Annotated in this window: 13 protein-coding genes; 7 read left to right on the top strand and 6 right to left on the bottom strand. The window is 69.4% G+C overall.

What is annotated here, in order from left to right:
• Positions 1-12: 12 nt before the first annotated feature.
• From gyrB to dnaA, 6 genes are all read right to left on the bottom strand, one after another.
• Positions 13-1989: a DNA topoisomerase (ATP-hydrolyzing) subunit B gene (gene gyrB, locus ABGB17_RS20685; RefSeq protein ID WP_347631921.1), complete on the bottom strand. Its 1977-nt coding sequence runs from the start codon at positions 1987-1989 to the stop codon at positions 13-15.
• 311 nt (positions 1990-2300) lie between these two features.
• Complete coding sequence (locus tag ABGB17_RS20680; protein ID WP_347631919.1) at positions 2301-2825, bottom strand: DciA family protein; 525 nt, start codon at positions 2823-2825, stop codon at positions 2301-2303.
• Positions 2815-4050 (bottom strand): DNA replication/repair protein RecF, encoded by a 1236-nt coding sequence (gene recF, locus ABGB17_RS20675; protein ID WP_347631917.1) that lies wholly within the window; start codon positions 4048-4050, stop codon positions 2815-2817. Before recF ends, ABGB17_RS20680 begins: the two co-directional genes overlap by 11 nt.
• 49 nt (positions 4051-4099) lie before the next feature.
• The gene (gene gnd, locus ABGB17_RS20670) at positions 4100-5044 is read right to left on the bottom strand and encodes a phosphogluconate dehydrogenase (NAD(+)-dependent, decarboxylating) (RefSeq protein ID WP_347631915.1); all 945 of its coding nucleotides are present in this window, start codon (positions 5042-5044) and stop codon (positions 4100-4102) included.
• Positions 5045-5126: 82 nt separating this feature from the next.
• Positions 5127-6263, bottom strand: coding sequence for a DNA polymerase III subunit beta (gene dnaN, locus ABGB17_RS20665; RefSeq protein ID WP_347631913.1), 1137 nt, complete (start codon positions 6261-6263; stop codon positions 5127-5129).
• A 589-nt stretch (positions 6264-6852) separates the two neighbouring features.
• Complete coding sequence (gene dnaA, locus ABGB17_RS20660; protein ID WP_347631911.1) at positions 6853-8706, bottom strand: chromosomal replication initiator protein DnaA; 1854 nt, start codon at positions 8704-8706, stop codon at positions 6853-6855.
• Between the two features lie 536 nt (positions 8707-9242).
• Between dnaA and rpmH the strand changes: the two genes are divergently transcribed.
• From rpmH to ABGB17_RS20625, 7 genes are all read left to right on the top strand, one after another.
• Positions 9243-9380, top strand: a complete 138-nt coding sequence (gene rpmH, locus ABGB17_RS20655) for a 50S ribosomal protein L34 (protein ID WP_013885212.1) — start codon at positions 9243-9245, stop codon at positions 9378-9380.
• Between the two features lie 121 nt (positions 9381-9501).
• On the top strand, positions 9502-9867 hold the full coding sequence (gene rnpA / locus ABGB17_RS20650) for a ribonuclease P protein component (RefSeq protein ID WP_347632022.1): 366 nt from the start codon (positions 9502-9504) through the stop codon (positions 9865-9867).
• 86 nt (positions 9868-9953) lie between these two features.
• Complete coding sequence (gene yidD, locus ABGB17_RS20645) at positions 9954-10220, top strand: membrane protein insertion efficiency factor YidD (protein WP_347632020.1); 267 nt, start codon at positions 9954-9956, stop codon at positions 10218-10220.
• Positions 10221-10224: 4 nt separating this feature from the next.
• Positions 10225-11187: a membrane protein insertase YidC gene (yidC, locus tag ABGB17_RS20640; protein ID WP_347631908.1), complete on the top strand. Its 963-nt coding sequence runs from the start codon at positions 10225-10227 to the stop codon at positions 11185-11187.
• Between the two features lie 27 nt (positions 11188-11214).
• Positions 11215-11715, top strand: a complete 501-nt coding sequence (locus ABGB17_RS20635) for a R3H domain-containing nucleic acid-binding protein (protein WP_347631906.1) — start codon at positions 11215-11217, stop codon at positions 11713-11715.
• A 337-nt stretch (positions 11716-12052) separates the two neighbouring features.
• A complete protein-coding gene (gene rsmG, locus ABGB17_RS20630; RefSeq protein ID WP_347631904.1) occupies positions 12053-12736 on the top strand; it encodes a 16S rRNA (guanine(527)-N(7))-methyltransferase RsmG in 684 nt (227 codons plus the stop codon).
• A 230-nt stretch (positions 12737-12966) separates the two neighbouring features.
• A complete protein-coding gene (locus tag ABGB17_RS20625) occupies positions 12967-13800 on the top strand; it encodes a ParA family protein (RefSeq protein WP_347632018.1) in 834 nt (277 codons plus the stop codon).
• Positions 13801-13894 lie beyond the last annotated feature (94 nt).

Below are 13894 nucleotides of genomic sequence, written 5' to 3'. Positions count from 1 at the left end.
CGGCCGCCGCAGCTACACGTCGAGGAACCGGACATCCCGTGCGTTGCGAATGATGAACGATCTACGCGCCTCGACGTCCTCGCCCATGAGCACGGTGAACATCTCGTCGGCCTGGGCGGCGTCGTCCAGGGTGACCTGGAGCAGGACCCGGGTCTCCGGGTTCATGGTGGTCTCCCACAGCTGCGAGGCGTTCATCTCGCCGAGACCCTTGAAGCGCTGCACGCCGTCGTGCAGGCGCGGGTCGCGCTTGCCCTGGTCGATGCCGGCCTGGATGACGGCGTCGCGCTCGCGGTCGGAGTAGGCGTAGCTGGCGTCCTCGCCCCGGCGGTCCCACTTGATCTTGTACAGCGGGGGCTGGGACAGGTAGACGTGGCCGGCCTCGATGAGCGGCCGCATGAACCGGAACAGCAGCGTGAGGAGCAGCGTCGTGATGTGCTGGCCGTCGACGTCGGCGTCCGCCATGAGGATGAGCTTGTGGTAGCGGAGCTTGGCGATGTCGAACTCGGCGTGCACGCCGGTGCCGAGCGCCGTGATCAGGGCCTGGACCTCGTTGTTCTTCAGCACCCGGTCGATGCGGGCCTTCTCGACGTTGAGGATCTTGCCACGGATCGGGAGGATCGCCTGGTACTTCGGGTCGCGGCCGCCCTTGGCGGAGCCACCGGCCGAGTCGCCCTCGACGATGTACAGCTCGCACTTCTCCGGCTCGGTCCACTGGCAGTCCGCCAGCTTGCCAGGCAGGCCGGATCCCGCCTCGAGCAGTGACTTGCGCCGCGTGAGGTCGCGCGCCTGACGTGCGGCGATGCGGGCGCGGGAGGCCTGGAGGGACTTGTTGATGATGTCCTTGGCCTCGCCGGGGTTGCGGTCGAACCAGTCGCGCAGGAAGTCGTTGCAGGCCTTCTGCACGAACGACTTGGCCTCGGTGTTGCCCAGCTTGGTCTTGGTCTGGCCCTCGAACTGCGGGTCGGCGAGCTTGACCGAGATGATGGCGGTCAGGCCCTCGCGGACGTCGTCACCGGTGAGGTTGTCGTCCTTGCCTTCCTTGAGGAACTTCTGCTCGCGGGCGTAGCGGTTGACGATGGACGTCAGCGCCGCGCGGAAGCCCTCCTCGTGGGTGCCGCCCTCGGCCGTGTTGATGGTGTTGGCGAAGGTGTAGACCGATTCGGTATAGGACGCGTTCCACTGCATGGCGATCTCGACGGAGATGCCCTCGGCCTCGGACTCGAAGTCGATCACGGAGGCGTGGACGGGCTCCTTCTTCGAGTTGATGTGCCGGACGAAGTCGGAGATGCCGCCCTCGTAGTGGTAGGTCACCTCGCGGGGCTCGCCGTTGACGTACTCGGGCCGCTCGTCCCGCAGGACCATCGTCAGGCCCTTGTTCAGGAACGCCATCTCCTGGAAGCGCCGGGACAGGGTCTCGAAGCTCCAGGTGGTGGTCTCGAAGATATCGGCGTCGGCCCAGAACGTGGTCGTGGTGCCGGTCTCGTCCGTCGGCTCGCCCTTGGCCAGAGGCGCCTCGGGGACACCTCGGATGTAGGACTGCCTCCAGTGGTGACCGTCGGTCTTGACGTCGACCTTCAGGCGGCTGGACAGCGCGTTGACCACGGCCGCGCCCACGCCGTGCAGGCCGCCGGAGACGGCGTACGACTTGCTGTCGAACTTGCCGCCGGCGTGCAGGACGGTCAGGACGACCTCGACGGCGGGCCGCTGCTCGCCGGGGACGATGCCGACCGGGATGCCGCGGCCGTTGTCCTGGACGCGGACGCCGTTGTCGGGGAGGAGAGTGATCTCGATGTGGTCGGCGTAGCCCGCGAGCGCCTCGTCGACGGAGTTGTCGACGATCTCTTGGACGAGGTGGTGGAGCCCGCGCTCACCGGTCGACCCGATGTACATTCCTGGGCGCTTGCGAACCGCCTCAAGCCCTTCGAGAACGGTGATAGAGCTAGCATCGTAGGACAAGTGCGAAATCCTCCTGCCGCGGACACGCGGCATGGGGAAACCATCATGTGGCTGCCCGTGCCGTGCCCGTCACCGTCGTGAGTGCCTCGATGCGACCACCCGGGGGATCGGCAAGTAAGCCGGGGTGTCCCGCATGCGGACGTGTCCGGAATCCGATTTCATTCTACCGGTCATCAGCGGTTCAGGTGGCATTGACGGCCGCTGTGGTGGCCTGTCGAGCGCTCACCCCCCCTTCCAGCATCCCCCCACCGGAGAGGGGGGTCTGCCGCGCCACCGCGAATCTGATCGGTTCCGGCGGGGGTCATCCCCTCTCGTCGGCCGAGGTGCCCCCACTTGACCTGCCGTCAGCCGTACGTGTCACGGGGACCGCGGCTGCCGGTCACCCGCAGGCCACCGGTGGGTTTCGGGCCGTTCTGCGGGCCGCGCACCCTGACCCGCTGCACGGTGCCGTCGCCGAGCTCCTCGTTCAGGCGCCTGACCAGGCTGGACGCGAGCATCCTGAGCTGGGTGGCCCAGGCGGTGGAGTCGGCCACGACCAGCACCTCGCCGTCGGCGAAGGTCTCCGGTTTGGTGTGCGCGGCGAGATCGGGCCCGACGATCTCCTTCCAGCGGCCGAACACGCCCCCGACGGCGACCGGCTGCTCCCAGCCGCGGTCGGACAGCAGATCGCGGATCGCGCGGCCGAGCAACTGGGGGTCGGCGGCGTCCCTGCGGGGGGACGAGCGGCGCCGGGGCTCGCGGCGGGGCAGCTGCCCCCGCTTGGCGGCGTCGGCCTTGGCCTGGGCGAGTTTCTCCCGCGCGAGTGCCGCGCCCTTGGCGGCGGGGCTCTCGGACGGGCCCGGCGCCCCGGCGGACGGCTCAGCGGACACGGGTCACGCTCCCCTCGGCGACGTCGAACCAGGCACCCGCGAGCTGCGCGGGTACGTCCTCGGCCACCGCGGCGGTGATCAGCACCTGCTCGGCGGGGGCCACCATCTCGGCGAGGCTGCGGCGCCTGCGGGCGTCCAGCTCGGCGAACACGTCGTCGAGGATCAGCACCGGGTCGCCGCCCTCGGCCCTGAGCAGGTCGTACGCGGCCAGGCGCAGCGCCAGGGCGAACGACCAGGACTCGCCGTGGCTGGCGTACCCCCGGGCGGGCAGCGGCCCGAGCCGCAGCAGCAGATCGTCCCGGTGGGGGCCGACGAGCGTGACGCCGCGCTCCAGCTCGGCCTGCCGCACCTCCAGCAGGGCGGCCCGCAGTGTCTCCTCCAGCACGGCGCGGTCGGCCACAGGGCCACGCGTGCCTGTGGACGGCGGGGGCTCCTGCCCGCCGGGCCCGGAGACCTCCGAGGAGGCGGTGGCGGTGCTCGCGCGGTATTCCATGTCGGCCGGGGCCGAAGCGGGCGCCAGCGTGGCGTAGGCGCGCGTGACGAAGGGGCGCAGCGCCTCGACGAGGTCGAGGCGGGCGGCGAGGAGCTCGGCGCCGAAGCGGGCGAGGTGGGCGTCCCAGACCTCGAGGGTGCTCAGGGGGTCGCCGGCGCCGGCGGCGGTGAACGCGGCCTCGGCCTCGTCGCGGCGGGCGCCGCGGCGGCGCCCCGGACGGCTCTGCGCGGCGGTGCGCAGCAGGGCGCCGCGCTGTTTGAGCACCCGCTCGTAGTCGGCGCGAACCCCCGCGAAACGGGGCGCACGGGCGACCAGCAGATCGTCCAGGAAACGGCGGCGCTCGGCCGGGTCGCCCTTCACCAGCGCCAGGTCCTCAGGGGCGAACAGCACGGTGCGCAGCAGCCCGAGGACGTCGCGCGGCCGCGGCACCTGCGCGCGGTTGAGCCGGGCGCGGTTGGCGCGGCCCGGGTTGATCTCCAGCTCCACCAGGGCCCGCCGGTCGTCGCGGACGACGACCGAGCGGATCACCGCGCGGGACGCCCCCTGCCGCACCAGCGGCGCGTCCGTCGCGACCCGGAAGCTGCCGAGTGTCGCGACGTAGCCGAGGGCCTCGACCAGGTTGGTCTTGCCCTGGCCGTTCGGCCCCACGAGTGCCGTCACCCCGGGCTCCAGGGCCAGCTCCACGGCGGAGTAGGACCGGAAGTCGGTCAGCGACAGATGGGCGACATGCACCCCACGAAGGTTAGTGGCCCCCTACGACAACAGCAGCCCCGCCGGCGTCTCAGGCGCTCGGCGGGGTGACGTCGGCACCGGGGGAGTCGGCGCCATTGGCGTGCATGCCCTCGGCCGACGAGACGGCGTGGCCGCCGAACTGGTTGCGCAGCGCCGCGACCATCTTCATGGCGGGGGAGTCGTCCTGGCGGGAGGCGAAGCGGGCGTACAGGGCCGCGGTGATCGCCGGGAGGGGGACGGCGTGGTCGACGGCGGCCTGGACGGTCCAGCGGCCCTCGCCGGAGTCCTCGGCGTAGCCCTTGAGGTCGGACAGCTCGGGGTCCTCGTCCAGGGCGCGCACCAGGAGGTCGAGCAGCCAGGAACGGATCACGGTGCCGGCCCGCCAGCTACGGAACGCGCCCGGGACGTCGGTGACCACCTCGGTGGCCTCCAGCAGCTCCCAGCCCTCGGCGAACGACTGCATGATGCCGTACTCGATGCCGTTGTGGACCATCTTGGCGAAGTGGCCCGCGCCGACGCTGCCGGCGTGGACGTAGCCGTAATCGCCTTCGGGCTTGAGCGAGTCGAAGATCGGCTGGAGGATTCCCACATGCTGGGGATCGCCGCCCGCCATCAGCGCGTAGCCGTTCTCCAGGCCCCACACCCCGCCGCTGACGCCGACGTCGACGAAGCCGATGCCACGCTCGGCCAGCTCGACGGCGTGCTTCTTGTCGTCGAGGTAGTTGGAGTTGCCTCCGTCGACCACCACGTCACCGGGGGACAGCAGCTCGCCGAGCCGCATGACGGTGGTCCTGGTCGGCTCCCCCGCGGGCACCATGACCCACACGACGCGGGGGGCGCTCAGCCGCCCGGCCAGCTCCTCGAGGCTCGCGACGTCGCCGACCTTGGGATCGCGGTCGTAGCCGATCACCTCGTGCCCGGCGCGGCGCAGCCTCTCGGCCATGTTGCCGCCCATCTTGCCCAGCCCGACCATGCCGATCTGCATATGCGCCACCCCTCGTCGAGGTCGTCCGTGGTTCACCGGCGTACGGCTCGCGTACCCCGCCAGGCCGGGAGCATGCCCGGCCGACCGGATCCTAGCTGGACAGCCTGATGGGCATGATGAGGTACCGGTAGTCCGGTGCCCCGCCGTCGTCCACAGGCTTTCCACCTGTGAGGATGGCCGGCTTGGTGGACGTGGTGAACTGCAGCCGCGCCACGTCGGAGTCGAGCGCGCCGAGGCCCTCCAGCAGGAACTGGTGGTTGAACGCGATGTTGATCTCGTCGCCCTCGAACTCGACGGGGAGCACCTCGACCGCCTGGGCCTCGTCGCCGCTGCCGGCCTCCAGCACGACCTCGCCGCTGCGGAACGCCAGGCGCACCGGGGTGTTGCGTTCGGCGACCAGCGCGACGCGCTTGACCGCCTCCACGAAGGACGACGTGGTGATGTCGGCGTGCGCGGAGAACTCGGTGGGCAGCAGCGAGCGGTACTTGGGGAACTCCGGGTCCAGCAGGCGCGTGGTGGTGCGGCGGCCGGAGCTGGAGAAGCCGATCATGCCCTCGCCGGTGCCGCCGGTGGAGCTGAGGGCGATCTCGACCTCGGCGCCGGTGGTGAGCGACTTGGCGGTGTCGGCCAGCGTGCGGCCCGGGATCATCGCGATGGCCGAGAAGTCGGGCTGGCCGGGCTGCCACTTCAGCTCCCGCACGGCGAGGCGGTAGCGGTCGGTGGCGGCGAGGGTGACGGTGTCGCCCTCGATCTCCATGCGCACGCCGGTGAGCATGGGCAGGGTGTCGTCCTTGCCTGCCGCGACGGCCACCTGGGCGACGGCGGAGGAGAACACGTCGCTGCCGACCCGGCCGGCGGCGGGGGGCATCGCGGGCAGGGACGGGTAGTCCTCGGCGGGCATCGTCAACAGGGTGAACCTGGCGCTTCCACAGGTGACCACCGCCTTGGCGCCCTCCACCACGAAGTCCACAGGCTGTGCGGGAAGCGCCCGGGTGATCTCGGCGAGCAGGCGGCCGGAGACCAGGACCAGGCCCGGGTCACCGGTCTGCAGCTCCAGGGTCACCTCGGCGGACACCTCGTAGTCGAAACCGGAGAGCTTGAGCTGCTGCTGCTCGGTGACCTCCAGCCTCATGCCCGCGAGCACCGGCACCGAGGGCCGTGCCGGCAGGCTCCGTGCGGTCCACGCGACCGCCTCCGCGAGTACGTCTCGCTCGACCCGGAACATCACGGGGATCCGCCTCCTGCTGTATCGGCTGTCTGTTGATCGCTTCGCCGGCTCCGCCGCCCGGTGCGCACTCGGTGCCGTGCACCCAAGTGTTCACTCTCCCGCGCGAGCGATGCGCCGGAACCCTTCTATGGGTCTTGAGTTCTTTGTAGGAGAGATAAGAGGTCATCTCATTAGGGGCCGTGGATATGTGGAAGTCTAACGTCTTCGCAGGTCAGGGGCCCTGCGTTGTCCACCGGGCCTGTGGGTGGGCGGTGGGTATCCGAGCCTCGCCTGGGGACGGCCGAGCGTTGCCCACAGGCCGTCCCCAGATCGGGGGGTCTTCATCCACTGCTTATCCACGAGGTTTCCACCGGTTATCCACGGGGTATAACGGGTCAATTCACCTGGGGTTCCACCTCGCCCACAAGGCGTCCCCAGGTTGTCCACGAGTAGTCCCCAAGTCTTCCCCAGGATGTCCCCAGAGTTGTCCCCAGGCTCTGAGCCCGGTTGAATCGGTCGTGCGCTTGGTTGGTCGGGCGATCCGAGGAGATTTCCGCGGATTCGCCAGTGCGGTCGCTGATCCACAGAGTTATCCACAGGCTGTGGATCATCAGGCGGTGCGGGAGTTCTGCTTGATACGGTTCGTCAGCTCCGTGACCTGGTTGTACATCGACCGGCGCTCGGCCATCAGGGAACGGATCTTTCGTTCCGCGTGCATGACGGTGGTGTGGTCGCGGCCGCCGAACTGCTGTCCGATCTTGGGAAGTGACAGGTCGGTGAGCTCCCTGGCGAGGTACATCGCGATCTGCCGGGCCGTCACCAGCACCCGCGAGCGCGAGCCGCCGCACAGGTCGTCGATGGACAGCCCGAAGTACGCCGCCGTCTGCGCCATGATCGTCGCGATGGTGATCTCGGTGCTGGAGTCCTCGGTGATGAGGTCCTTCAGCACCACCTCGGCGAGCTGCAGGTCCACCGACTGCCGGTTGAGGCTGGCGAAGGCGGTGACCCTGATGAGTGCGCCCTCCAGCTCGCGGATGTTCGTGGAGATCTTGCTGGCGATGTACTCCAGCACGTCCCCCGGCGCGGCCAGCCCTTCCTGTATCGCCTTCTTACGAAGGATGGCGATGCGCGTCTCCAGCTCGGGCGGCTGCACGTCGGTGATCAACCCCCACTCGAAGCGGTTGCGCAGCCGGTCCTCCAGCGTGACCAGTTGCTTCGGCGCCCGGTCGCTGGAGATGACGATCTGTTTGTTGGCGTTGTGCAGGGTGTTGAAGGTGTGGAAGAACTCCTCCTGGGTTTGCTCCTTGCCTTCCAGGAACTGGATGTCGTCCACAAGCAGGATGTCGACCGCGCGGTAGCGGGCACGGAAACCGTCGGCCTTGTGGTCGCGGATCGAGTTGATGAAGTCGTTGGTGAACTCCTCGGAGCTCACGTACCGCACCCGCGCGCCGTCGTACAGCCGCTGCGCGTAGTGGCCGATGGCGTGCAGCAGGTGGGTCTTGCCGAGGCCCGAGTCGCCGTAGATGAACAGCGGGTTGTACGCCTTGGCCGGCGCCTCGGCGACCGCGACGGCCGCGGCGTGCGCGAAGCGGTTGGACGCGCCGATGACGAAGGTCTCGAAGGTGTATTTCGGGTTCAGCCGGGCGGGCTCGCTGGGCTTCCCGCCCCGGTTGTCGCGGTTCTCCCTGCCGTCCCAGCGGCCCGGCGCCGGGCGGTCGAACTCGTCGGAGTCCTGTCGCGGGCGCGGCGGGCGGCCCTCGGAGCGTCCGGTGAACGAAGTGTCCGGCGGATATCCACCGGACTGGCTGGGGGAGAACGCCTGGTCGCCGTACGCCGCGGAGGGCTCGCCGGGCGAAGGCTGTGGAGAAGTCTGGGACTGTTCCTTCCCCGGCCGGCCCGGGAAATCGTCCTGATGGGGGAAGTTGTCCCGCTGGTACTCGTCGGGCAGGTACGGCTGCACCGGCTCGGGCGCGGCGCCGTAGGAGCCGTCGGAGTTACCCCCATAGGGGTAGGTGTACGGCTGGGACTGTGGGCGACCCTGTGGATAATCGGTGGACGGCGTGTGGCCCTGGTACGGCTGATGCCCCATAGACCCCTGCCCACCAGGGGTTCCGTAGCCCTGGTTCGGTTGTCCACCTTGTGGATAACCGCCCGGGGACGACTGGGGATAAGCGTCCGGACGTGGGGCCGGGACCTCGCCGGCGCCGGCCATCGGGTCGACCATGACCGCCACCCGCATGGGCCGGCCGAACTCCTGCGACAGCGCCTGGGCGATCAGCGGCCGGAGCTTGGTCTCCAGGACGTCCTTGGCGAAGTCGTTGGGCGCGGCCAGGATGATCGTGTCGTTGACGAGACCGAACGGGCGGGTCATGGTCAGCCACGCGCGCTGTTGCGGCGGGACGCTGCCGTCCGCGAAGGTCCCCAAAGCCCGGGCCCAGATCGGGCCGAGGTCGACACCATCCATGGCTTCGGCCCCTCCTCCCTTGACGCGGCCCCCGCACGCTCGCCGCGGTTCGTTATCCACATGGGCGTCCGCGGGAGCAAGCTCCGTGGGCGCCCGGCCTCGCGGCTGTCCCCACAGCGTCGTCCGCAGGCTCCTTCCGCTGATCCACATCGTTTCCACACGATGTCCACAGCCCTCGGATGCGCGACGGTGCGCATCTGCGAGTTAGAGGGAAGGTTCGGAGGGCCGACAGTAGCGCTGTGCACACCCCTGTTCAAGACGTTGTCCACAGACTAGTGGCAGGTTGGGGGAGACATGATGCACATACTGTGGATGAAGGGGCCCCAGTGGATAACGGGGCTGTGGAATAGTGGATAACCTAGTGGGGCGAACGGCATCACCGTTCCGGTTTGACCTCCGGGCCACTCGCCCCGTAACGTACGACGGTCGGCTTGTCGCGCGACGGCACTTTGGCGTGCCCGTGCATCCGGCAGGCCAAGCCCTGTGTGTCTGTCGCCCGCACGCCGTGCGGGCGGAATCAAGCCTGGAGCCCACTCGTGAGCAAGCGTACTTTCCAGCCGAACAACCGTCGCCGCGCGAAGACCCACGGCTTCCGGCTGCGCATGCGCACGCGTGCCGGTCGCGCGATCCTCGCCGCCCGCCGCCGCAAGGGCCGCTCGGAGCTCTCCGCCTGACGACGCGGAGCGCCCGGGTCTCGGTCGGCACGCCCGTCGGTTCCCGCCGGCGGGCGACAGCCTTCTGAAGGCCCGTGTCCGTCTGAGAGCAGGTCCAGTCGTGTTGTCGTCCGCCTTCCGCATGCGCCGCGGCGATCAGTTCGTCAGCGCGATCAAGGGAGGACGGCGTGCCGGACGCCCCACCTTGGTCGCCCACTTGAGCGATCGCGGAGACCCGGCGGACCCCCCACAGGTCGGGTTCGTGGTGAGCAAGGCCGTCGGGGGCGCGGTGGTGCGCAACCGCGTCAAACGCCGTCTGAGACATCTCATGCGGGACCGCCTCCACTCCCTACCGCGAGGTAGCCTGCTTGTTGTACGCGCCAATCCCCAGGCGGCGTCCGCGCGTAGCGAGCTCCTCGCCGCCGAGCTGGACGTCGTCCTGGAGCGATTGATCGGCCGCCGGTCACGGCGGGCCGATCGCCCGGCCGCGACGGACGGACCAACATGAGCGGCGGTGAGTCGGGTGCCCGAGCCCAAGATGCCCCTGGAACGAGCTTCCGGCAGGCGGTCGTGACCGCGCACACCCCGCGTCAGGTGACGCCGGTGTCCCCCGCGGCCCGCGTCCTGATCATCCCGATCCGGTGCTACCGCGCCTTCATCAGCCCGCTTCTCGGGCCGCGGTGCCGGTTCGAGCCGTCCTGCAGTGCCTACGGACTCGAAGCCATCGCCGTGCACGGAGCATTGCGAGGGCTATGGCTGACCATCCGGCGAATCGGGCGTTGCCACCCCTTCCACCCGGGAGGTTACGACCCGGTGCCTCCGCGCCCGGTCCGGCCCCACGACGAAACGCAAGGGAGCTAGCTCGGTGGAGCTGTCATGGCTGAATTGGCTATATGAGGCCGTAGCCCAGGTCATCGCGTGGATCCACGCGGGCTACAGCACGTTCATCCCCCCGGACAACGGCCTGAACTGGGCACTGACCATCATCACGCTGACCGTGCTGATGCGTCTGCTGATCTTCCCGCTGTTCATGAAGCAGATGCGTTCGTCGCGGAAGATGCAGGAGCTCGCTCCCAAGGTTCAAGAGCTGCGCAAGCGTTACAAGAACGACAAGCAGCGCATGAACCAGGAGGTGATGAAGGTCTACCAGGAGGCCGGGGCCAACCCCCTCGGCGGCTGCCTCCCCATCGTGGCGCAGTTCCCGATCTTCATCTCCATGTTCACCGTGCTGCAGGCGATCGCGCAGGACCAGGCCAAGTACGGCATGTCGCAGGAGATGGTGGACAGCGCCCGCTCCGCGCACGTGTTCGGCGCGCCGATCCCGGCCACCTTCTTCACCAGCTCCGAGCACATCGTGGCGCTCGGCGCCGAGCCCGTGCTCACCAAGATCGTTCTGGGGATCTTCGTGGCGGTCAGCTCGCTGACCACCTTCCTCACCGTCCGGCAGAGCGTCACCCGTTCGATGGCCCAGATGCCGGACAACCCGATGGCGCAGCAGCAGAAGATCCTGATGTACATCTCGCCGCTGTTCGCGATCTTCAGCCTGAACTTCGCGCTCGGCCTTATTCTTTACTGGGTCACCACCAACCTGTGGACGCTCGGTCAGCAACACTGGTTCTACAGCCGTCACCCGATGCCGGTCGTCGACGCCAAGGGCAACGTGGTGCAGCCCGAGCCCAAGCCCGGGTTGTTGAGCAGGATCCTGCCCGGCAAGTCCGCCGCCAAGGAGCCCGCCGACGAGCCCGTGGCCGAGCCCGCGCCCAAGGTGATCCGGCAGCAGCCCACCCGGCAGCCGCGCAGCAAGCGCACGGGCAGCAAGAAGTCCTAGCCGGTTGTCTCGAAGGGGAGTTCGGACGTGACCGAAGTCAACGAGGGGCAGGCCCCGCAGGCCGCACCCGATATCAACGCCCTGGAGCAGGAGGGCGAGATCGCGGCGGACTACCTCGAAGGGCTGCTGGACATCGCCGACCTCGACGGCGACATCGACATGGACGTCGAGGGCGACCGCGCGCTGGTGTCCATCGTCGACATCAAGGGCGGCGACCTGGTCGGCGAGAACGGCGAAGTGCTGGAGGCCCTCCAGGAGCTCACCAGGCTCGCCGTGCACCGGCGCACCGGCGAGCGTTCCCGGTTGATGCTCGACGTCGCCGGCTACCGCCACGGCCGCCGGGTCGAGTTGAGCAAGCTCGCCACCAAGACCGCTGAGGACGTCAAGCGCTCCGGGGAGGCGAGGTCGCTGCAGCCGATGACGCCGTTCGAGCGCAAGATCGTGCACGACGCGGTGGCCGCGGCCGGTCTGCGCAGCGAGTCCGAGGGCGAGGAGCCCCTGCGTTTCGTGGTGGTGCTCCCGGCCTGAGCCCCAAGCTCGTGAAAGGGCCGCCGATCCCGATGGATCGGCGGCCCTTTCGGTTACCTGGCCCCTGAGCCGACGTTCGCTGAAGTTCGCTGACGTCCGCCGAACGAGCCGGGCAACCCGATGCGTCTCCTCCATTGGTAGTCCCTCTCCCCCGCCTTCGCATGGGTGCCGTGCGGCTTGGCCGGAAAATCCGGTCATGATCTGACCGTCCCATGACCCTCTGATGACGCATGGAGCGTGTGCGCCGTCCACAACCTCTCGCGTCGATCACGTTGTGGTCTGCCGGGGCGGCTACCCTTACGCGGGAGATGTTCTGACCGTTCTGGTTGAGTGAGTGATGGCGGAAAGCGATCAGCCCGAAGTGCCCGCCGAGGCGCGCGAGGTCTTCACCGGCGACGCGTGGCCTCGTGCCGAGGCGTACGCGAACATGCTGGCCGGTCCCGGCGTGGTCCGAGGGCTGCTCGGTCCCCGGGAGGTGCCGCGCGTCTGGGACCGCCACCTGCTCAACTGCGCGGTGGTGGCCGAGGCGGTCCCGCAGGAGGCGAGCCTCGTCGACATCGGCTCGGGCGCCGGGCTGCCGGGCATCGTGCTCGCCATCGTCCGCCCCGACGTCACGGTCACCTTGCTGGAGCCCTTGCTGCGCCGCACCACCTTCCTCGAGGAGTGCGTGGCCGAGCTGAAGTTGTCCAACGTCGAGGTGGTGCGCGGCCGGGCCGAGGAACTGGCCGGCAAGCAGGTCTTCGACGTCGCCTCGGCGCGGGCGGTGGCGCCGCTCGACCGGCTGCTGTCATGGTCCATGCCGCTGTTGCGGGAGGGCGGGCAGCTGCTGGCGATGAAGGGTGAGCGCGCCGCGGCGGAGTTGGAGGCCGCGGCCGAACAATTACGGTCGTATGGAGTGCGTACCGCCGAGCTTGTCACCGTCGGGCGCGGTAGGGTCGTTCCGCCCACGACTCTTGTCCGGGTGGTCGCCGGACTCCCGGCGCGGAGCGCGCAAGGTGCGCGCCGCCGACGGAAGAGGTGACGGTCATGCCGGGTGCGTCCACCGGCCTTGGCTGGCCGGATCGTCACGTCGTCGCGTCGGAGGGGAGGCCCTCCGGTCTCGGCTGGCCTTCCGGGCCCACTCGCGCCACGCCGGTGGAAAGGACGACGACCGTGTCCCAGCCCCCCTACACCCCAGGCGATTCGCCGCTGGTCCGAGAGGCGCTCAGCTCAGTGGTTTCACGTGAAACAGCTCCGTCCGCACCCGTTTCGATCGGCTACCCGCCCTCCCGGCAGGAGGGAGACTGGCCGCGCCCGCCGCGCCGCCGGGTCATCACCATCGCCAACCAGAAGGGCGGCGTCGGCAAGACGACGACGGCCGTGAACCTCGCCGCCGGCCTGTCGATGCACGGCCAGCGTGTGCTCGTCGTCGACCTGGACCCGCAGGGCAACGCGTCCACCGCCCTGTCCGTCGAGCACCGCGGCGACGTCCCGTCGGTCTACCAGGTGCTCGTGGAGAACATGTCGCTGCAGGAGATCGTGAGTCCGGTCCCGGACATGCCGAACCTCTACTGCGCCCCGGCCACCATCGGCCTGGCCGGCGCCGAGATCGAGCTCGTCTCGCTGGTGGCCAGGGAGGCCCGGCTCAAGCGGGCGCTTGAGGCGTTCGACTCGATCGACCTCGACTACATCCTCATCGACTGCCCGCCGTCCCTCGGCCTGCTGACTGTGAACGCCATGGTCGCGGCCGAGGAGGTCATGATCCCGATCCAGTGCGAGTACTACGCCCTGGAGGGGGTCAGCCAGCTTCTGCAGAACGTGGAGCTGGTCCGCGTCCACCTCAACCAGACGCTGCGGGTGTCCACGATCCTGCTCACCATGTACGACGGCCGCACCCGGCTGGCCTCGCAGGTGGCCGAGGAGGTCAGGTCGCACTTCGGTGAATCCGTGCTCAACACGGTGATCCCCCGCAGCGTCCGGGTGTCGGAGGCGCCGAGCTACGGGCAGTCGGTGCTCACCTACGACGCGGGCTCCAGCGGCGCCATGGCGTACATGGACGCGGCCCGCGAGGTCGCCTTCCGCGGCGCGGCGGTCACCGGAAGCTGATCCGGTCCCGGTGCCGGTACGCTCCTGTGGAGCGTGCCCGCGCCGATCCGGCGGAACGTCAGGACGAGGACGAGGCGCGGCCGGGGGCGGTGGC

The organism is Sphaerisporangium sp. B11E5, from assembly GCF_039871875.1.
Lineage (GTDB): Bacteria > Actinomycetota > Actinomycetes > Streptosporangiales > Streptosporangiaceae > Sphaerisporangium.
This window is presented reverse-complemented; position numbering and strand designations above follow the sequence as displayed.

Coding starts and splice junctions, on each gene's coding strand:
- gyrB (WP_347631921.1), bottom strand. CDS start 1,989: ATGCCGCGTGTCCGCGGCAGGAGGATTTCGCACTTGTCCTACGATGCT.
- dnaA (WP_347631911.1), bottom strand. CDS start 8,706: ATGGATGGTGTCGACCTCGGCCCGATCTGGGCCCGGGCTTTGGGGACC.
- rnpA (WP_347632022.1), top strand. CDS start 9,502: ATGCGCCGCGGCGATCAGTTCGTCAGCGCGATCAAGGGAGGACGGCGT.
- rsmG (WP_347631904.1), top strand. CDS start 12,053: ATGGCGGAAAGCGATCAGCCCGAAGTGCCCGCCGAGGCGCGCGAGGTC.